Source organism: Evtepia sp. (assembly GCF_056797215.1).
Genome location: NZ_JBQILM010000008.1, coordinates 1 through 18705 on the forward strand (window position 1 = coordinate 1; position 18705 = coordinate 18705).

The following is an 18705-nucleotide window of genomic DNA, read 5'->3' on the forward strand; positions in this document are numbered from 1 at the left end:
ATCATCTTGACAGGTGCGCTGGTGTTGGCGCTGTGTTTGTGCCTTACCGCCTGTGCAGGAAAAAGGGACAGCCTTGGTGTAATCAGCAATCAGGAAACAGGTGTGAAGCTCACGTTAGGCATGACCCGCGAAGAAGTGGAAGCCGCGCTAAGTCCGGAGGAAAAAGCGGAACGACCGGAAGAGGCGTGTCAATTATGGACAACAAATTATGGAAAGGGTGAGGACGGGGTCCAGGTTGCCTACGATTGGGAGGCAGATACCGTCGTGCAATTGGCTTTTGGAAAAGGCCAGACCCACTGGGTTTTGGACGATGTGGTGCCGTTGGGGGCGGCGCAAAAGGAAATTGAAAAACAGTATGGCGCGCCCACCTTTTTGAATCAAGAAGGCAATCCGTCTTTGACCTACAACTACAATGTTGATGGGGTTCAGACAGACGGAAGCGATACAGATTAACAACCCCCGGACATATCGTCCGGGGGTTGTCGATTCCATTCTCAAAACAACGGCGAGAACATCCGGTACACAGACTGCTTCAGCTTAGTAAAAAAGGACAGGTTTTCACAGTCCGACATGGCGATTTCCTGGCAATGGCGCTGGGCCTCTAGGAAGTCGTCCCGCACCGCCACCACTGCCGGGTCGCCGCACAGCCACACGCCGTTTTCAAATTGGAGGAACAGGCTGCGGTAGTCCATGTTGCAGCTGCCCACAGAGGCATAGAGGTCGTCGGCTACCACGGTCTTGCTGTGGATGAAGCCGGGGGTGAACTCGAACACCCGCACCCCCGCCTCCAACAAGGGGGGGTAGTTGGACTGGGTGACGGTAAACACCGTCTTTTTGTCCGGGATATGGGGCACCATCAGGCGCACATCCACCCCCGTCCGGGCGGCGGTGGTGAGGGCGGAGAGGATGGTCTCATCCACCGAGAGGTAGGGGGTGGTGAGGTAGAGGTAGCGCTTGGCCTTGGTAATCATCTGCAAAAACAGGTCCGCGCAGAGGGTATCCTCTGCCAGGGGGCTGTCGGCATAGGGCACCACCAGCCCCGACGCCAGGGCAGCGGCCGGGAACTCCTTGGGCCGGAAGAGGGCGTAGTCTGTGCGGCCCTTGGTGATGTTGTCCCACATGGTCAGGAACAGGACACTAAGGGACCAGGCCGCCTCCCCCCGCAGGCGCAGGGCGTTGTCCTTCCAGTAGCCAAAGCGCTTGATGCGGTTGACATACTCGTCCCCCAGGTTCAGCCCCCCCACGAAGCCCGTCAAGCCGTCGATGACGCAGAGCTTCCGGTGGTCCCGGTTGTTCTGGTGGATGGACAGCACCGGCACGAAGGGCCGGAACACCTGGCACTGGATGCCCAAGCCTTGGAGGTATTCGGGATAATTTTTCGGCAGGACGGCGGCGCTGCCCACCCCGTCATAGATCACCCGCACGTCCACCCCCTCCTGGGCCTTGCTCTCCAAGACGTTCAAAATCTCCCACCACATGGTGCTCTCGGAGATGATGAAGTACTCTAGGAAGATATAGGACTGGGCCTTTTCCAGCTCCTCCAACAGCACCGGGAAAAAGTCCTCGCCGGTGGAGAAATAGCGGGTTTCCGTCCCCAGGTAGGCGGGGAAGAAGCCGCTGTGCTGGAGGTAATAGGCCTGCTGCATGGCGTCGGCCCCGTAGCCCAGGAAGTCCATGTTGTCCAGGCCGGGGGACAGGTGGCGGCGGAACACCCGGACGGCGTCGGCCTTCTGATAGTGGGGCTGCCGCCCACCCCCCAGGAAGATATACATGATTCCCCCCACCAGGGGAAACAGCAGGATGGGGATGATCCAGGCGACCTTATAGGCCAGCTTGGTCTTTTTTGTGGAGATGTACAGGGACACCAACACACTGATGGCCACGCAGGTCAGGTAGACCCAGCCGAAATACTGGCTGAAGAAGAGCAGGGTCACCACAATGAGCCCCGCTTGGAGCAGGATACTCAGGGCCACCCATAAAATCCGCTGGTGGCGGGGGGAGAACACTTGTTGTATGTTTTTTTCCATGGTATGCCTTTCGTTTGATTGTTGCTGCCGGGGCCTAAGATGCCGCCCCTTTCACCACCACATTTTCCTCCCCCAACAGCTCTCCCAGCTCTTCCAGGAGCGCTTCGTGGAGCAGGCAGGTGGCCCCCAGCCGCCGCTGGCTGTCGGCCAAATAGAGCACCGTGCGGCTCCCCCCGGGGAAGAGGAGGAACAGGTCCTTCACCCGTTGGAGCAGGGGGCCTTCCCCTGCCAGGCGCAGGTACAGGGTGCCCTGCCGCAGCTCCGGCTGGGGGGGCGGGGCCTCGGGCACCTGGCTCAGGGGGGTCACCCGGTCGCACAGAATTTGGGCGGGCTTGTCGTCCCGCAGGGAGATGCGGCCCTGGCACAACAGGGGGCTGCCCTCGTGGAGGTAGTTGCTGCACTGCTCCAATTCCCGGGCAAACACCATCAGCTCCACAGAGCCGGTGTCGTCCTCCAAGGTCACATAGGCCATGAGGCTGTTGTTCCGGGTGGTCTTGGTCTTGGCGGAGGACACCACCCCCGCCACCAGCACCCGGGCCCCGTCCTGGCGGGGGGCGTCCTCCCCTTCCAGGGATTCCAACAGCCCGCCGATGGGCACCGCCCCCTGGGCCTGGGCGCTGTCCCGGTAGGCATCCATGGGGTGGCCGGAGAGGTACAGCCCTGTGAGTTCCTTCTCCATGGCCATCAGCTCCTGGGGGGAGCACTCTGGGATGTCCCGGAGGGTGAGCTCCACCGGCTCGCTCTCCTCCCCCCCCAGGGAGAAGAGGTCCACTTGTCCCTCCAAATTCTTCCGCCGGTTCCGGGCCAGGGCGTCTAGGAATCCCTCGTAGGCATCCAAAAGCTGGGAGCGCCGCAGGCCCATGGAATCAAAGGCCCCGGCGCGGATGAGGCTTTCCACCACCCGCTTGTTCAAGTCCTCCTCCAACAGCCGCTGGCAGAAGTCCGGGAAGGAGCGGAAGGCCCCCCCTTCTCCCCGCTTCTCCAACACCTTATTGGTAAAGCCCCTGCCCACCCCTTTCAGGGCGGCCAGGCCGAAGCGGATGTCCTCCCCCGCCACGGTGAAGTGGGGGCCGGACTTGTTGATATCCGGGGGCAGGAGGCGGATGCCCATCTCCCGGCATTCCGCAATATAGATGGCGATTTTCCCCTGGGAGTCCAGCACCGAGGTCAGCAGGGCTGCCATATACTCCCGGGGATAGTGGCACTTGAACCAGGCGGTCTGATAGGCCACGATGGCGTAACACACCGCATGGGCCTTGTTGAAGGCGTACTCGGCAAAGTCCGAGATGTCGTCGTAAATGGCCTGGGCGGTCTCCCCAGGGATGCCCCCCGCGGCACAGCCGGCGATGTTCCGCTCTGGGTCCCCTTGGAGGAACGCGGTGCGCTCCCGCTCGATGTCCTTGCGCTTCTTCTTGCTCATGGCCCGGCGGACCATATCCGCCTGCCCCAGGGAGTAGCCCGCCAGGCGGCGGAAAATCTCAATGACCTGCTCCTGGTAGACGATGCAGCCGTAGGTGGTGGCCAGGATGGGTTCCAAGGCCGGGTGCTTATAGCTGATCATCTTGGGGTCGTGCTTGGAGGCAATGAAGCGGGGGATGGAGTCCATAGGCCCCGGCCGGTAGAGGGCGATGATGGCGGTGATGTCCTCAATATCCTTGGGCTTGAGGCCCACACACACACCGGTCATCCCCGCGGATTCCATCTGGAACACCCCGCAGGTGCGGCCCTCGGAGAGCATTTGGAAGGTCTCCGGGTCGTCGTCGGGGATGGCTTCCAGGCTGAACCCTGGGGTGTGGGCCCGGACCAGGGCCAGGGCGTCGTCCAACACCGTGAGGTTGCGCAGGGCCAGGAAGTCCATTTTCAACAACCCCAGCTCTTCCAGGGTGGTCATGGTATACTGGGTGACGATGGCCTCGTCGTTTTTCGCCAGGGGGACGTAGTGGTCCACAGGCTCCCGGGTGATAACCACCCCGGCGGCGTGGGTGGAGGCGTGGCGGGGCATCCCCTCTAGGCTCTTGGCGGTGTCGATGATCTGCTTGGCCGTTGGGTCACTCTGGTAGAGTTCCCGGAATGGCTTGGAAACTTGCAGGGCCTGTTCCAAGGTGATGTGCAGGGTGTCGGGCACCTGCTTGGCGATGGTATCCACCTGGGCATAGGGCACATCCAGGGCCCGTCCCACGTCCCGGATGGCCCCCTTGGCGGCCATGGTGCCGAAGGTGACGATCTGGGCCACATGGTCCCCGCCGTACTTCCGGTTCACATAGTCGATGACTTCTCCCCGGCGGCGGTAGCAGAAGTCCACGTCGATATCCGGCATGGACACCCGCTCGGGGTTCAAAAAGCGCTCGAAATACAGGGCATACTTCATGGGGTCCACGTCGGTGATTTTTAAGCAATAGGCCACCATGGACCCGGCGGCGGAGCCCCGCCCCGGCCCCACCGGGATGCCCTGGGCCTTGGCATAGCCGATGAAGTCGGAGACGATGAGGAAGTATTCCACAAAGCCCATCCGGCGGATCATGGCCATTTCGTATTCCAACTGCTGTTCATACTCGCCGCTGCCCTGGGGGTAGCGCTCCCGGAACCCCGCCCGGCAGAGCTTTTCAAAATAGGCGTCCCCGTCGGCCTCCCCCTCTGGCAGCTTGAATTCTGGCAGGTGGTAGACCCCGAACTGGAAGTCCAGGTTACACAAATCGGCGATTTTGGCCGTATTTTCCACCGCTTCCGGGAAGTCTGGGTAGAGGGCGGCCATCTCCTCTTGGGACTTGATGTAAAACTCCTGGGTCTCGAAGCGCATCCGGCTGGGGTCCTCCACGCTGCGGCCGGTCTGGATGCACAGGAGTACATCTTGGGTGGCGGCGTCCTCCCGGGTGAGGTAGTGGGCGTCATTGGTGACCACCAGGGGGATGCCGGTGTCCCGGTGGAGCCGGGCAATGGCCCCCGCGGCCTCCCGCTGCTGGGGGATGCCGTGGTCTTGGAGTTCCAGGTAATAGCCGTCGGGGCCGAAGAGCTCCCGCATGTGGAGGGCATGGGCCTTGGCCCCCTCATAGTCCCCCGCCAGCAGCAGCCGGGGCAGCTGCCCCGCCAGGCAGGCGGAGAGGGCAAGCAAGCCCTCGTGGTACTCCTCCAACAGCGCCATGTCGATGCGGGGCTTGCCGTAAAACCCCTCGGTGAAGCCCCGGCTCACCAGGGCGGAGAGGTTGCGATAGCCGGTTTCGTTGCGGCACAGCAGCACCAGGTGGTAGGGCTTATCGTCCAGCTCATGGACCTTGTCGAAGCGGGTCCGGGGGGCCACGTACACCTCGCAGCCGATGATGGGCTTGATGCCCGCGGCCTTGGCGGCCTTGTAAAAGTCCACCGCCCCGTACATCACCCCGTGATCGGTGACGGCTACGGCCGTCTGCCCCAATTCCTTCACCCGCTGCACCAGGCCCTCCAAGCGGCAGGCCCCGTCCAGGAGGCTGTATTCCGAGTGGACGTGGAGGTGGACAAAGGCCATGGCTTAGCCTTCCTCCTGGAGGAGCGCTTCCACCCGCTGGATGGCATTGACGATGAGGATATCACAGCGGTTGGTGAGACCCATCTCCTGGGCCACCGGGGTGAGTTCTGGGGAGATATCGGTTTTCAAGAGGTCGGTGCAGCGCAGGCTGCCGAAGCGCTCCTTCACCCCCTGCTGGACCTGCTTGCCCAGGCCCATGGTCCGGCGCTTGCCCCCCACGGGGTCGGCGGGGTCCACGGGATGGGTGAGGCCCAGGGTCATCACCGCTCCGCTGAGGGCGCCGCATAGCTCCCCGGTGCCCGCTCCGGCACCGAAGCCCCCGGCCAGGTTGAAGGCGGTCTGGTCGTCTAGGCCCGTGCGGTCAGAAAAGGCCGCCAGAACAGACTGGCAGCAGTTGAAGCCCTTGCTGTGCAGGTCCATTGCTTTCTGGTAACGTGTCAGGTCCATAACAATTAACTCCTTTTTGTTTCTATGGTATCTTATGGTATGTGTGGTGGATCCAGCGGTTAGAAAACGCCGGATAACAGAAGGGACAGCAGGCAAAAGGCCAGCGTCCCCACCGTCAGGGTGCCGGTATAATAGTCCCCCCTGACCCCTTTGATGATGGTCAGGGCCAGCATCACGAAGGATAACCCGGCACATAGGATGGTCAAAATCAGTGTGAAATACATGGTTCCCCTCCTTTGTCGTCGTTTGCTCGGTGGTGGGGTGAGCCGCATCCCTGGCGTCTATCCCTCCGCGCCTTCCGGCGCTTCTTGGCTCAAGGCGATGAGCTTCCTCAGCCGGTGGCTCAAGGAGGACTTGGTCACCGGAGGGGTACACAGCTCCGCCAGCTGGGATAGGGAGAGCTCTGGATGGGCCTCCCGGAGCTGGGCGGCCTCCTGGAGCTTGGGGGAGAGGGTTTCCAAGCGCTGGGACGCCCGCAGGGCCTGGATGGCCCGGCGCTGCTCCAAGGCGGCGTCCACGGTCTTGCCCACGTTGGCGGCCTCGCAGTTCACCCGGCGGTTCACCCCGTTGCGCAGGAGCTTTTCCGCCTTGGCGTTCATCAGCTCCATGGCGGACACCGGCGCGCCGATGGCGGTGAGGAGCTCCTCAATGGTCTCGCTCTGTTTGAAATAGGTGACGTAGTTGGACTTCCGGGTGGACGCCTTGGGGGGGAAGCCCAGCTCCAACAGCAGGGCGGTGAGCTCCCGGCTGACGCTGAAGTGGGTGGTGGAAAACTCCAAGTGGTAGCCCTTTTTCGGGTCGATGGCGGAGCCCCCTGCCAGGAACGCCCCCCGGAGGAAGGCCAGGCGGCAGTGGGCCTCCTCCAACAAGCCGAAGTTGATGTGGTGGGCGGGGCCGTTGAGGTCAAAGGCGCAGGCCTGCCAAAGGGCCCGGAGCTTGTCCGGCTGGGTGATGGTAAACACCCGTTTCCCCGGCCCCTCCCCGCCCCGGCCGTCGAAGCCCAGGCCAAAGGCCTTTTGGAAGAGCAGGGGCAGGCGCTGGGCAAAGGCGGCGGACTCGGTGATGATGCGCACCTGCCGGGGGGAGAAGTGGTTGCAAAAGAGCAGGATGCCGCAGGCCTCCGCCTGGGCGCAGCAGGCCCGGGTGAGCTTGGTCCGGCACAGCTCTGTTTTCGTGTCGCCAGCAAAGGACATGGGGCGTCCCTCCTCTATGGTGGTGTGGTTCATCGCCCCATGTCCCGGTGGAGCTCCTCCACCCGGTAGCCTTTTTGGCGGATATACTCCGTCAGGGCGTGGGCGATGGCCACGGAGCGGTGGTGGCCGCCGGTGCAGCCGATGGCAATCACCAGGGAGGACTTCCCCTCCTCCACATACTGGGGCAGGAGGAAGGAGAGCATCTCCTCCAAATGGCGCAGAAAGGTGTTGGTCTGCTGGTAGCCGAAGAGGAAGCTGCGCACCGCCTCTTCCAGCCCGGTACACTCCCGCAGCTCCGCAATATAAAAGGGGTTGGGGAGGAAGCGCACGTCAAAGACCAGGTCGGCGTCCATGGGGATGCCGAACTTGAAGCCGAAGGAGGTTACGGACACGGTCATGGTCTCGTCCAGGGAGCCCATGCCGAAGAGCCGCAGCAGCTCCCCCCGGAACTTGGACAGGTTCAGCCCGGTGGAGTTCAAGGTGTGGCTGGCCCGGCGGCGCACCGGCTCCAAGGCCACCCGCTCCAACTGCACCGCCTCCGGGAGGGAATAGCCCTGGCGGGTGAGGGGGTGGGTGTGGCGGGTCTCCTTATAGCGGCTGATGATGACCTCGTCGGCGGCCTCCACGAAGAGCAGACGGTAGCGCAGGGCCATGGCTTCCAGCTCGTCCAGGGCCTGGAAGAGCTCGTCGAAGGTCTGGCCTCCCCGGATATCCGTCACCAGGGCCACCCGGCTATATTTGCCCGTCCCCGCCCCGGCCATGCAGATGCCGGCAAAGGAGGTAATCAGGGCCACGGGGAGGTTATCCACACAGTAAAAGCCCAAGTCTTCCAAAAACGCGGCGGCGGAGCTCTTGCCCGCGCCGGACTGGCCGGAGATGATGATAAATTCCATAGTGACCTCCCTGGCGGTGGGTTTTTTCAAGATACTCTAGTATAGCAAAAAAGTGGGATTCCTGCAAGGGGGCGGGGTATATCTTGCCCCCGGACCTTCCCTGTGTTACACTATCAATGAAAATAAACATCACAGGAGGGCTAAGGCATGCGAATTTGTATCCGTTGCGGCGCAGAGATGCGGGAGGGCTGTGCTCTAAAGGTTGAGGGCGGCGCCTATGAGCTTCAGATCTGCAAGGAGGAAGGCGCCTGGTTCGGCGGGCGCATCGGGCGGCCCAAGGTGGCAATCTGCCCCAAGTGCGGGGAACTTTCCATTTACGCAGATGAGGACCAGCTGCGGGAGCTGTAAGCCTTGTGCCCCTGCCGATGGTTCCCACATTCTGTATATCAATCAGCAGACCCCCGGCGGGAAACAATCCTTCCCGCCGGGGGTTTCCTATCCTCACATCCGCTGCTGATGATACGCCATCAACCCCAGTTCCAACACCGTCTTCCCGGTGAATACCCCCACAGCCGCCAGGGTAAACCACAGGGGGCCGTCCATCAGGATGCACAGCCACGCCGCCGCCATGGTCAGCCATTGCAGCACCACTCCCGACTGTGCCTGAGCCCGGAAGCGGATGGCCTGGTTGCGCTCGTCCTTGGCCTCGATTTCCGCCTGATGCAGCGCCTGGGGATGGGTCTCCTCAAAGCGGCCCAGGGCAAACCGCCCCACCCCAAGGCCCACCATGGCGCTGCCCAGGCCAATCAATGTCCCGTCCACCGGCTGGGACAGGCAGCCTTTCAGGGGCAGCGTCAGGGCCAGGACCAACACCCCGCACAGCCCCAGGGCCAAATACAGCTTGGTTTTCCTTCTCATGGTATGTCCTCCTCATAAATAAAGATGTCCTCGATGCGCAGTTCAAAATACCGGGCCAGCTTAAAGGCCAGGAGGATAGAGGGGTTGTAGCGCCCCTTCTCCAAAGAACTGATGGTCTGGCGGGTGACCTCCAAGGCCGCGGCCAAGGCCTCCTGGGTGACCCCCCGCTCCTTACGGATGGCTTCCAAACGATTCTTCACAGCATCACCTCCCTTAATGGAAAGCTCACTTTCCATTCCTAGAATACACTTTGCTAGGGCAAATGTCAAGCTTGCTTTCCATTTTTCCGTAAAATTTTTGAAAAAAGAAAGGGGCCGGTGTTTCCGGTCCCTTTCTGTCTATTATTTCCCCACACAAAACCGCTGGAAGATTCTCGCGGTAATATCCTCCCGCACGCTGGCTCCGGTGAGCTCCCCCAGGGCCCCTAGGGCCTCCTCCACATCGCTGAGGAGCAAATCCGGCGGGGTGCCCAGGCGCAGGCCCTCCTGGGCCCGTTCCAAATCCCCCCGGGCCCGGCGGGCGGCCTCCATCTGCCGGGCGTTGGTGAGCAGCGCTCCCCCTTGGGTGTCTCCGGCGGGGAACAGCGCCGCCACCCGTTCCCCCAGGGCGTCTAAGCCGCTGCCGTCCTTGGCGCTCACGGGGCATATCCACGGGAAGGGCAAATCCGCCGCCGTGAGCACCGGGGGCAGGTCGGACTTGTTCAACAGGCAGATACAACGGGGCCGCTCCTGGGCCAGGGCGATGGCCTCCCGGTCCTCTGCTGTCAGGGGCTGGGAGGCGTCCAGCACCAGGAGCACCAGCTCCGCCGTCTCCGCCGCCGCCCGGCTGCGGGCCACCCCCAAGCGCTCCGCCTCGTCCCCGGCCTCCCGGAGGCCGGCGGTATCTGTAAGGTTCAGGAGCACCCCGCCCAGGGTGGCCTTTGCCTCAATGGTATCCCTGGTGGTGCCGGGGGCCTGGGTGACGATGGCCCGCTCATAGCCCAGCAGGGCGTTGAGCAGGGAGGATTTCCCCACATTGGGACGGCCCAGCAGGGCCGTGGGCACCCCCCGGGTGAGCTGCCGCCCCCGCTGGTAGGTGGCCAGGAGGGCATCCAAGCCCCCCAGGGCCCCTTCCAGGGCGGCGGCGATGGTGTCGGCGCGGAAGGGGTCCAACTCCTCGTCGGGGTAGTCCAACACCGCGTGGAAGTGGGCGGAGAGGTCCACCAACCCGTCATAAATCCCCCCGATGCGCCGGGACAAGGCCCCCTCCAACTGCCCCGCGGCAGCCCGGGCGGCGGCGGGGGTCTCCGCGTCGATGAGGTCAATCACCGCCTCCGCCTGGGTCAAATCCAGCTTGCCGTTGAGGAACGCCCGCTGGGTGAACTCCCCCGGCTGGGCGGCTCGGGCCCCGGCAGCGTACAGCGCCTCCAAGGCCAGGGACAGCACCATGGGGGAGCCGTGGCATTGGAGCTCCGCCGTGTCCTCCCCGGTGTAGCTCCGGGGGGCCCGGCTGACGAAGGCCAGGGCACTGTCCAACCCCTGCCCCTTCTCGTCCAGGAGCTTACCATAGAGCAGCTGCCGGTCTGGGGCGTCCGCCAGGGCGGTGGGCCCCGCCGGGGAAAAGACCTGGGCCGCCGCCTCTATGGCCCCAGGGCCGGAGAGGCGGAGGATGCCCACCCCCCCGGTGCCCGGCGGGGTGGCGATGGCGGCGATGAGCTGGGACATAAAACCTCCTCCCCCGGTGATTTTTAGCAAATCCACCGGGAACTTTTCTCTTGACATTCATTTTTGACATGTGGAACTGTATGTTAACAACCCTGTGGATAATGTGGATAACCATGTGGACAATGTGTAAAACCTTTGTGCCTGTTGAGGTTTTCCCCTTCGCTCTCCCGGGAATCCTGTGGAATCCTGCGTATATTTCCATGAAAAAACCCTTGTCAGAACGCACAAAGGGGAAAATCCCTTGTAAAAATGACGAAGTTTTACAGGCTGGTTACAAAAAAGTATCAATCCACAGGCCTGTTTATTGTCCACTGTGCTTAGGGTACAAGCCCTCCGGGCAGATTTCCACAGAGACCCCTGTGTAATAGTGTTTTAGGATATCCATGTATCCCTTCCCCTCTTTGGCCATGGCGTTGGCGCCGTACTGGCTCATACCCACCCCGTGGCCGAAGCCGGTGACGGAGAACTTCACCTGGCCGTCGGCGGCGGCCACGGTAAAGGCGGCGGAGCGCAGGCCAAAGATGGTCCGGGCCTGGGCCCCGGTGATGGTGATCCCGGCAATGTTGATGCTGTGGACGCTCCCGGCGTCGTTGACCACGCAGTCCCCGATCCAGGCGGCGGGGTCCTCCCCTTCCAACACCGCCTCCGGGTGGGCGGTGAGGAATTTTTCCCGGAACTCCTGGGTGGTGAGGATGACCTCGCTGTGGTAGTTGGGGACCTCCTCCCCCTCTGGGGAAGCCACGCTGTGGAGATAGGGCACATCGTTGCCCCAGACTTCCACGGCGTCCTGGGTGCCGGTGCCGGAGGAGGAGTGGAACACGGCGGTGATGAGGCCGCCCTCGTAGAGGATGACCTGTCCGTCGGTGGCGGCCACGGCGTCGGTGATTTTTGCGGCGTTGGCTTCAGCGTTTTCCCCCCAGTTGTTCCGGGCGGCATCCTGGGAAATCCAGGCCTGGCAGCAGGCGTAGTTGGTGCATAGGTCCGCCTCTGGGTGGTTCACCGCCCCGCCGGCCTTGTGGAGGGCGTAGGTCCGGGCGGCCACGGCCTGGGCCCGGAGGGCCTCCTGCTCAAAGCTGGCGGGCATCTCCGCCGCCACCACCCCCCACAGGTACTGGTTCAAATCCATGGGCTCCACGCCGCTGTCGGTGAGGATATTCAACACATGGCCGCTGTCGGGGAGCTGGGTGTGGGTGGTAGGCTGCTCCTCCTGGGCGTTGCGTTCCTGGCGCAGGCCCATGGGGATGAGGAAGATCAAAAGCGCTAGGACCAGCGCAATGCCGACGACTTTTTTCATGGCGATACTCCTTGCATTTTTTCAATGGTTCCACCCTGTCCCCCGCAACTTTCCCCCCTTCCGGGGGCATACTGCATGGAGCAGAAAGGGGCGTGGACAGGATGCGGAAAGATATCATCTGGGTGCTTTGGACGGTGGCCCTGTGTATGGCCTTGGCGGCGCTGTTGCTGCCGGGGGGCGGGTCTGCCGTGGCCACGGCGGCGGCGGAGCCCGCGGGCTATGTTGCCCTGACCTTTGACGACGGCCCCTGGCCGGGGACCACCCGGGTCCTTCTGGATGGCCTGGAAGAGCGGGGGGCCAAGGCCAGTTTTTTCCTCATCGGCAAGCAGATTTCCACCCGGCCGGAGCTGGTGCGGCGGATGGCTGACGAGGGCCATCAGATTGGCCTGCACAGCTGGGACCACGTCCAGCTCTCCGGCCTGGACCGGGATGGGATCAACCGGCAGCTGGACCAGTGCCGCCACGCCTTGGAGGAATTGGTGGGGGAATCCCACTTTATGGTCCGTCCGCCCTACGGCTATGTGGACGAAGCCCTGGAACAGTGGGCGGACGCCCCGATTGTGTGCTGGTCGGTGGACCCCGAGGACTGGCGGGACGAGGACGTAGAGCGGATCATCCAGGCGGTGCTGGAAGATGTGGGGGACGGGGACATCGTCCTCATGCACGACATTTTCCACAGCTCCGTCACCGCCGCCTTAGCCTGTGTAGATGAATTGCTGGAACGGGGCTACTGCCTGGTGACAGTGGAAGAGCTCTTTGCCCTCCGGGGCGAGGTGCCGGAGAATGGGGTGGTGTACCACTGCCTGCCGGGGGAGTGAGGGCCCCCGGTTCCCCTCACATCAGCCCATACATCCGGGCCAATTTCTCAAACTTCGGCAGCGCCCTTTGGATCAGCTCCGGCTGGACGCAGTAGGAAATGCGCACATGCCCGCCGCAGCCGAAGCTGTCCCCGGGCACCAGGATCAAATCCAGGGCCCTGGCCTTGGCGCAGAACGCGGCGGCATCGGGCTCCGGGGTCTGGGGGAAGAGATAAAAGGCCCCCTCCGGCTGGGCGCAGGTGTAGCCCATCCCCCGCAAGGCGGTGAGGAGGCTGTCCCGGTTTTGCCGGTAAATGCTCAGGTCCGAAAACACCCCGGTACAGCGCGCCGCCACAAACTGGAACAGGCTGGGGGCGCAGACGTAGCCCAGGGCCCGTCCCGCCCCGCACAGGGCGGCATAGAGCAGGGGGAAGTCCTCCACCGTCTGGGGCAGCAGGACATAGCCCATGCGCTGGCCTGGCAGGGAGAGGGATTTGCTATAGGAATAACACACCAGGGTGTTGCCGTAAGCATCCGGCACCCAGGGCGGGGGGGCGTCGCTGTAGACGATTTCCCGGTAGGGCTCGTCAGAGATCAGGTAAATGGTATGGCCAAATTCCTGGCTCTTTTCCCCCAGCATCGCCGCCAGCCGTTCTATGGCGGCCTTGGGGTACACCGCCCCGGTGGGGTTGTTGGGGCTGTTGATGAGCACCGCCTTGGTCTTTTCGTTGAGGGCAGCTTCCAGGGCGGCAAAGTCGATTTGGAAATCCTCCCGCCGGGCGGGGACCTCCACCAGGGTCCCCCCGGCGCTCTCCACAAAGACCTTGTATTCGGGGAAGTAGGGGGAAATGGTGAGGAATTCATCCCCTGGACAGCACAGGGCATGGAGGGCGCAGCACAGGGCCCCGGCGGCGCCGCAGGTCAAATAGAGGCAGTCCCTATCGTAGCTTGTGCCAAAGCGGCGGTTCAAGTCCGCCGCCAGGGCGGCCCGGACGCCGGCGTCCCCCTGGGCGGGGGTGTAGCCGTGGAGGGCCACTGGGTCCATCTCATCCAGCAGGGCCTGGGCCGTCTGGCGCACCAGTTCCGGGGCGGGGACGCTGGGGTTGCCCAGGGAGAAATCCTCCACCTGCTCCGCCCCCACCTGGGCAATGCGCTGTTGGGCAAAGGCAAAGGCCTCCCGGATTTCCGACCGGGCCGTGCCCAGGGCCACCATTCGTTGTGACAATCCTGCCATGGGTTGCTTCCTCCGTTCTATATTGAAAAAGTAAAACTTCCAGAGATAAAGTCCGGGCCCTGAGGATATCCTAGCTCAGGGCCACTTGGTATCACTGGTTCTATAGTATACCACAAAGGCCCCGTCAGAACAACGGCGGAAATGTTTGCCCCCCAGCCATTGCATGCCCCGCACCCAAATTAGCACTCAATACTTTAGAGTGCTAACATTTACAATTTAGACACATTTTTATCTTACTTTATTCATAAAATCGCAGTAAGATATCTCACGTAGTCGGGACACAAGCCAGTGAAACCGGAGCGAGGCTCAGCACTCCCCGGTTCTGACTGCAAGCCACACCATGAGGCCCACCGGCAACTCTGCCGGACCGAATATAGAAAAAGGAGACATGATAGTATGTTTGGTATGATTCCCTTTGAACGCAGAGACGACAACTTCTTTGACATCTTCGACAACTTTGAGAAGAAATTTTTTGGCAGCACCAACGCCACCCTCCCCGCCTTCCGTACGGACATCCGGGACCAGGGGGACAAATTCCTCCTGGAAGCGGAGCTGCCGGGCTTTGGCAAGGAGGACATCCAGCTGGATCTGAAGGACAACATCCTGAGCATCAAGGCCCAGCACAAGGAGGAAAGCGGCGAGAAGGACGACAAGGGCAACTACATCCGCCGGGAGCGGCGGTACGGCTCCTTTGCCCGGACCTTCGACGTGACGGGGATCGACGAGAGCGCCATCTCCGCCAGCTATGAGAATGGCATTTTGTCCCTGACCCTGCCTAAGAAGGTGCCTGTCCAGCCGGAGCGGCGGCAGATTGCAATCACCTGACGAAGCGCGGAGCCGTCGTGAGCAGCGGGCTAAGCTTCGGAGCGCAGGCAAAGCCCAAGGAGGGCCATGCAATGGCCTGGATGGGTTTGCCGGAGCGCAGAAGCTTAGAACCGCGTCGCGAACCGGCGGAGCGTGACACCACTTGTTTTGATAGTCTCTTAATCCTCTCTCTTTCTAAACGGCAAGGGGCGGTGGAAGGGTAACGCCTTCGCCGCCCTTTGTTATAGGGACTTTGTTTTCCCGGGGGAGGGGGCCTCGTTCCTACGGAACATCGGCGATTGCGGGCGCTGCCCGCACCCGGCAGGGGCTCTGCCCCTGCACTCCGCCACCTTTTGAAAAAGGTGGACGAAAACTTTAATCTTTATCATCCTGGAAGGAGTGTGCTCTTATGACCGCAGAAAAACTCACCCAAAAATCCGCCGAGGCCATCCGGGACGCCCAATCCCTGGCCCAGGAATACGGCAATCCACAAATCGAGCAGATCCACCTGCTCTGCGCCCTCCTCCAGGACGAGGCAGGGCTCATCCCCCAACTGCTCACTGGTATGGGGCTTACCCTCCCCTCCCTCATGGCCGCCGCCGGGGACCTGTTGGACCGCCAGCCCAAGGTGGCCGGCACCGCCCGGGAGGCGGGGAAGGTTTACATCTCGGCGGAAACGGACAAGGCCCTGAACCGGGCGGAGCAGGTATCCGGGGAGATGAAGGATGAATTTATCTCCGTAGAACATCTCTTCCTGGGGCTGCTGGATGCCGCCGGGCGGGAACTGGCGGGGTTGTTCTCTCAGTACCAGATTACCAGGGAGAAGGTATTGCAGGCCCTGGCGGCCATCCGGGGCGGCCAGCGGGTGACCTCGGACAACCCGGAGGAGACCTACAACGCGTTGCAGAAGTACGGCACGGACCTGGTGGAGCGGGCCCGGGCCAACAAGCTGGACCCGGTGATTGGCCGGGACGACGAGATTCGCAACGTCATCCGCATTCTCTCCCGGAAGTCGAAAAACAACCCTGTGCTCATCGGGGAACCTGGGGTAGGCAAGACGGCCATTGCCGAGGGCTTGGCCCAGCGGATTGTCAAGGGGGATGTCCCCGCCTCCTTGAAGGACAAGACCATTTTTGCCCTGGACATGGGTGCCCTGGTGGCCGGGGCCAAGTACCGGGGGGAGTTTGAGGAGCGCTTAAAGGCGGTACTCAACGAGGTAAAGGGCTCTGAGGGGCGTATCCTTCTGTTCATTGACGAGCTCCACACCATTGTGGGGGCTGGGAAAACCGAGGGGGCCATGGACGCGGGGAATCTGCTCAAGCCCATGCTGGCCCGGGGGGAGCTCCACTGCATCGGGGCTACCACCTTGAATGAGTACCGGCAGTATATTGAAAAGGACGCGGCTTTGGAGCGGCGGTTCCAGCCGGTGCAGGTGAACGAACCCTCGGTGGAGGACACGGTGGCCATCCTGCGGGGGCTGAAGGAGCGCTATGAGGTGTTCCACGGGGTGAAGATACAGGACGGGGCCATCATCGCCGCCGCCACCCTGTCCAACCGCTATATCACCGACCGCTTTTTGCCGGACAAGGCCATTGACCTGATTGACGAGGCCTGTGCCCTCATCCGCACGGAGATTGACTCCATGCCCACGGAACTGGATGTGATTCAGCGGCGGATCATCCAGCATGAGATAGAGGAAGCGGCGTTAAAGAAGGAGACGGATGCCCTGTCCCAGGAGCATTTGGCGGAGATTCAAAAGGAGCTCTCGGACATGCGGGAGGCCTTCAACGCCAAGAAAGCCCAGTGGGACAACGAGAAGGAGGCCATTGGCAAGGTCCAGCGGCTGCGCACGGAGCTGGAATCCGCCAACGCCGCCTTGGAGCAGGCCCAGCGGGAATACGACCTGAACCGGGCGGCGGAGCTGCAATACGGCAAAATCCCGGCGCTGCGCCAGGCCCTGGAGGTGGAGGAACAGGCGGCTGCCAGCCGCAAGGCCGCGTCCCTGCTCCGGGACAAGGTGACAGAGGAGGAGATTGCCCGGATCATTGAGCGCTGGACGGGCATTCCCGTGGCCCGGCTCATGGAGGGGGAGCGGGAAAAGCTGCTCCACTTAGAGGACATCCTCCACCAGCGGGTGGTGGGGCAGGAGGAGGCGGTGCGCCTGGTGAGCGAGGCCATTTTGCGCAGCCGCGCCGGTATCGCCGACCCAGACAAGCCCATCGGCTCCTTCCTCTTCCTGGGCCCCACCGGCGTGGGCAAGACGGAGCTGGCCAAGACCCTGGCAGAGGCCCTCTTCGACTCGGAACGGAACCTGGTGCGCATTGACATGTCGGAGTATATGGAAAAGTTCTCTGTCTCCCGGCTCATCGGGGCCCCGCCGGGGTACGTGGGCTATGAGGAGGGGGGACAGCTCACCGAGGCGGTGCGGCGCAAGCCCTACTCTGTGGTGCTCTTTGACGAAATTGAAAAGGCACACCCGGACGTGTTCAACATCCTCTTGCAGGTCCTGGACGACGGGCGCATCACCGACAGCCAGGGGCGCACGGTGGATTTCAAGAATACCATCCTCATTTTGACCTCCAACCTGGGCTCCCAGTTCCTTCTGGATGGCATAGGGGACGATGGGGAGATTTCCCCAGAGGCCAAGGTCCAGGTGGACCAGCTTCTAAAGGCCACCTTCCGGCCGGAGTTCTTGAACCGGCTGGACGAGGTGGTGTGCTACAAGCCCCTGAGCAAGGGGGACATCACCGCCATTGTGGAGCTGCTCCTGGGCAATCTGGAACGGCGGCTGGCGGACAAACAGCTCCATTTGTCCCTCACCCCTGCCGCCAAGGCCTACGTGGTGGAGCAGGGCTATGACCCCCTCTACGGTGCCCGGCCCCTGCGCCGCTTCTTGCAGCACAGTGTGGAGACCTTGGTGGGGCGGAAGCTCATCGCCGAGGACATCCTCCCCGGCACCACCCTCACGGTGGATTGCGTGGAGGGGACGTTGGTGGTACAATAAGCAAAGCCCGTGGGAAGCGCTTCCCACGGGCTTTGTTTTGTTGCTCTCTTTCAGTTTCCGTCACCTTCCACAAATCACCCGTTGCTCTCCCCACCATTTTAAGGTATCATGTATCATAGTAAGATACGATAAAGGGGGGCATAGAGAATGAAACTTTCTACGGCAAAGTCTATACAAATCTGGTCGATCTGCGCTACATTCCTCGTCTTTATGTTGGCTGCATTCACAGAACACGCGCTCATGCAAAACGTCTTTTTTGCCGCTTGGTCTTAGTTCGCAGGTGTTACCGTCAATTGCAGTCCAAGATGCTGAAGGATGTTCAGCAATGTTCCCAGGTTGGGCGTGGTTTTGCAGGCTTCGATCCGGGCCACAGAGGATTGGGGAATCCCACACACCGCAGCCAGGTCCCGCTGGCTCAGGCCCAGCGCAGTGCGCTGTGCCACCATGGCACTGACGATGGCAGAAATTCCCTCCACCTCCTCCAGGTCCTTGGCAAAATCCGGGTCAACTGCTTTTACATGCTCCTTGTAATCATTCCACGTTTTCATTCTGCTCTCGCTCCTTCCTGGCCAGATAGTCGGCGCGTTCCGCTTTGGCGCGGTCCAGTTCACGCTTTGGTGTCTTTTGGGTTTTTTTGAGAAATGAATGCAGCAGGACAAAGGTATCGTTTTCATAAAAGAAATAGACGATGCGGTTCCTGCCAGGACGCAGTTCCCAGATGCCGTCCTGAAGGTGCTTCGTGATGCTTTCGTTTAGACGGGTGCCATTGTCCTGAAGCAATTGGATGTATAGGCTGATCTGCTTATACTGGATGCGGGCATCTTTGCTGGTGGCAGCTTTTTTCCGCAGGGTTTCCAGAAATGTCCAGAGCTCAGAATTGCCGTCCTCTGTTTCGTAAAATTCCACGGTATACATCAGTTTATGTGCTCCAATTCGGCTTTGCTTTTGTACC

18 protein-coding genes are annotated in these 18705 nt (G+C 61.9%); 5 read left to right on the forward strand and 13 right to left on the reverse strand.

The features are described 5' to 3' along the window. The coding region (locus ACTOZL_RS02975; RefSeq protein ID WP_482476596.1) for a hypothetical protein at positions 1-453 on the forward strand (453 nt) is incomplete at its 5' end. Between the two features lie 41 nt (positions 454-494). Here the strand turns inward: ACTOZL_RS02975 and cls are convergent. The 6 genes from cls to rapZ are packed head-to-tail and all read right to left on the reverse strand — an operon-like array spanning position 495 to position 8059. Further along, positions 495-2027, reverse strand: a complete 1533-nt coding sequence (gene cls / locus ACTOZL_RS02980) for a cardiolipin synthase (RefSeq protein ID WP_482476597.1) — start codon at positions 2025-2027, stop codon at positions 495-497. A gap of 34 nt (positions 2028-2061) precedes the next feature. Beyond that, the gene (locus ACTOZL_RS02985; protein WP_482476598.1) at positions 2062-5526 is read right to left on the reverse strand and encodes a DNA polymerase III subunit alpha; all 3465 of its coding nucleotides are present in this window, start codon (positions 5524-5526) and stop codon (positions 2062-2064) included. Between the two features lie 3 nt (positions 5527-5529). Continuing rightward, positions 5530-5973 (reverse strand): C-GCAxxG-C-C family protein, encoded by a 444-nt coding sequence (locus ACTOZL_RS02990; RefSeq protein ID WP_482476599.1) that lies wholly within the window; start codon positions 5971-5973, stop codon positions 5530-5532. 59 nt (positions 5974-6032) lie between these two features. Beyond that, the gene (locus tag ACTOZL_RS02995) at positions 6033-6197 is read right to left on the reverse strand and encodes a hypothetical protein (protein ID WP_482476600.1); all 165 of its coding nucleotides are present in this window, start codon (positions 6195-6197) and stop codon (positions 6033-6035) included. A 57-nt stretch (positions 6198-6254) separates the two neighbouring features. Further along, positions 6255-7166 (reverse strand): DNA-binding protein WhiA, encoded by a 912-nt coding sequence (gene whiA / locus ACTOZL_RS03000; RefSeq protein WP_482476601.1) that lies wholly within the window; start codon positions 7164-7166, stop codon positions 6255-6257. Positions 7167-7195: 29 nt separating this feature from the next. Then, positions 7196-8059, reverse strand: a complete 864-nt coding sequence (gene rapZ / locus ACTOZL_RS03005; RefSeq protein WP_482476602.1) for an RNase adapter RapZ — start codon at positions 8057-8059, stop codon at positions 7196-7198. Positions 8060-8206: 147 nt separating this feature from the next. Here rapZ and ACTOZL_RS03010 point away from each other — a divergent pair, with 147 nt between their 5' ends. Then, positions 8207-8407 (forward strand): hypothetical protein, encoded by a 201-nt coding sequence (locus tag ACTOZL_RS03010; RefSeq protein WP_482476603.1) that lies wholly within the window; start codon positions 8207-8209, stop codon positions 8405-8407. A gap of 93 nt (positions 8408-8500) precedes the next feature. On the opposite strand, the gene ACTOZL_RS03015 is transcribed toward ACTOZL_RS03010, so the two are convergent. From ACTOZL_RS03015 to spoIID, 4 genes are all read right to left on the reverse strand, one after another. Beyond that, complete coding sequence (locus tag ACTOZL_RS03015; RefSeq protein ID WP_482476604.1) at positions 8501-8917, reverse strand: hypothetical protein; 417 nt, start codon at positions 8915-8917, stop codon at positions 8501-8503. Beyond that, the gene (locus ACTOZL_RS03020) at positions 8914-9117 is read right to left on the reverse strand and encodes a helix-turn-helix transcriptional regulator (RefSeq protein ID WP_482476605.1); all 204 of its coding nucleotides are present in this window, start codon (positions 9115-9117) and stop codon (positions 8914-8916) included. The genes ACTOZL_RS03015 and ACTOZL_RS03020 overlap by 4 nt, the downstream gene beginning before the upstream one ends. A gap of 141 nt (positions 9118-9258) precedes the next feature. Beyond that, positions 9259-10620 (reverse strand): tRNA uridine-5-carboxymethylaminomethyl(34) synthesis GTPase MnmE, encoded by a 1362-nt coding sequence (mnmE, locus tag ACTOZL_RS03025; RefSeq protein WP_482476606.1) that lies wholly within the window; start codon positions 10618-10620, stop codon positions 9259-9261. A gap of 301 nt (positions 10621-10921) precedes the next feature. Further along, positions 10922-11914, reverse strand: coding sequence for a stage II sporulation protein D (gene spoIID, locus ACTOZL_RS03030; RefSeq protein WP_482476607.1), 993 nt, complete (start codon positions 11912-11914; stop codon positions 10922-10924). A 101-nt stretch (positions 11915-12015) separates the two neighbouring features. Between spoIID and ACTOZL_RS03035 the strand changes: the two genes are divergently transcribed. After that, complete coding sequence (locus ACTOZL_RS03035; RefSeq protein ID WP_482476608.1) at positions 12016-12732, forward strand: polysaccharide deacetylase family protein; 717 nt, start codon at positions 12016-12018, stop codon at positions 12730-12732. A gap of 16 nt (positions 12733-12748) precedes the next feature. Here the strand turns inward: ACTOZL_RS03035 and ACTOZL_RS03040 are convergent, their stop codons facing one another. After that, entirely contained in the window at positions 12749-13945 is a 1197-nt protein-coding gene (locus ACTOZL_RS03040; RefSeq protein WP_482476609.1) for a pyridoxal phosphate-dependent aminotransferase, read from the reverse strand. Between the two features lie 396 nt (positions 13946-14341). Between ACTOZL_RS03040 and ACTOZL_RS03045 the strand changes: the two genes are divergently transcribed. Together ACTOZL_RS03045 and clpB are read left to right on the forward strand one after the other, a co-directional pair. Further along, positions 14342-14770: an Hsp20/alpha crystallin family protein gene (locus tag ACTOZL_RS03045; protein ID WP_482476610.1), complete on the forward strand. Its 429-nt coding sequence runs from the start codon at positions 14342-14344 to the stop codon at positions 14768-14770. Between the two features lie 388 nt (positions 14771-15158). Beyond that, a complete protein-coding gene (gene clpB, locus ACTOZL_RS03050; protein ID WP_482476611.1) occupies positions 15159-17753 on the forward strand; it encodes an ATP-dependent chaperone ClpB in 2595 nt (864 codons plus the stop codon). Positions 17754-18022: 269 nt separating this feature from the next. Here clpB and ACTOZL_RS03055 read toward each other — a convergent pair whose 3' ends face one another. Then, positions 18023-18301 carry a helix-turn-helix domain-containing protein gene (locus ACTOZL_RS03055; RefSeq protein ID WP_482476612.1) on the reverse strand — a complete coding sequence of 93 codons (279 nt, stop codon included), beginning with the start codon at positions 18299-18301 and terminating at the stop codon, positions 18023-18025. Next, positions 18285-18659 carry a type II toxin-antitoxin system RelE/ParE family toxin gene (locus ACTOZL_RS03060; RefSeq protein WP_482476613.1) on the reverse strand — a complete coding sequence of 125 codons (375 nt, stop codon included), beginning with the start codon at positions 18657-18659 and terminating at the stop codon, positions 18285-18287. Before ACTOZL_RS03060 ends, ACTOZL_RS03055 begins: the two co-directional genes overlap by 17 nt. Positions 18660-18705: the final 46 nt, after the last annotated feature.

Coding starts and splice junctions, on each gene's coding strand:
- ACTOZL_RS03045 (WP_482476610.1), top strand. CDS start 14,342: ATGTTTGGTATGATTCCCTTTGAACGCAGAGACGACAACTTCTTTGAC.
- mnmE (WP_482476606.1), bottom strand. CDS start 10,620: ATGTCCCAGCTCATCGCCGCCATCGCCACCCCGCCGGGCACCGGGGGG.
- ACTOZL_RS03015 (WP_482476604.1), bottom strand. CDS start 8,917: ATGAGAAGGAAAACCAAGCTGTATTTGGCCCTGGGGCTGTGCGGGGTG.
- ACTOZL_RS02985 (WP_482476598.1), bottom strand. CDS start 5,526: ATGGCCTTTGTCCACCTCCACGTCCACTCGGAATACAGCCTCCTGGAC.
- ACTOZL_RS03055 (WP_482476612.1), bottom strand. CDS start 18,301: ATGAAAACGTGGAATGATTACAAGGAGCATGTAAAAGCAGTTGACCCG.
- ACTOZL_RS03040 (WP_482476609.1), bottom strand. CDS start 13,945: ATGGCAGGATTGTCACAACGAATGGTGGCCCTGGGCACGGCCCGGTCG.
- ACTOZL_RS02995 (WP_482476600.1), bottom strand. CDS start 6,197: ATGTATTTCACACTGATTTTGACCATCCTATGTGCCGGGTTATCCTTC.
- cls (WP_482476597.1), bottom strand. CDS start 2,027: ATGGAAAAAAACATACAACAAGTGTTCTCCCCCCGCCACCAGCGGATT.
- whiA (WP_482476601.1), bottom strand. CDS start 7,166: ATGTCCTTTGCTGGCGACACGAAAACAGAGCTGTGCCGGACCAAGCTC.
- ACTOZL_RS03010 (WP_482476603.1), top strand. CDS start 8,207: ATGCGAATTTGTATCCGTTGCGGCGCAGAGATGCGGGAGGGCTGTGCT.
- ACTOZL_RS03035 (WP_482476608.1), top strand. CDS start 12,016: ATGCGGAAAGATATCATCTGGGTGCTTTGGACGGTGGCCCTGTGTATG.
- clpB (WP_482476611.1), top strand. CDS start 15,159: ATGACCGCAGAAAAACTCACCCAAAAATCCGCCGAGGCCATCCGGGAC.
- rapZ (WP_482476602.1), bottom strand. CDS start 8,059: ATGGAATTTATCATCATCTCCGGCCAGTCCGGCGCGGGCAAGAGCTCC.
- spoIID (WP_482476607.1), bottom strand. CDS start 11,914: ATGAAAAAAGTCGTCGGCATTGCGCTGGTCCTAGCGCTTTTGATCTTC.
- ACTOZL_RS02990 (WP_482476599.1), bottom strand. CDS start 5,973: ATGGACCTGACACGTTACCAGAAAGCAATGGACCTGCACAGCAAGGGC.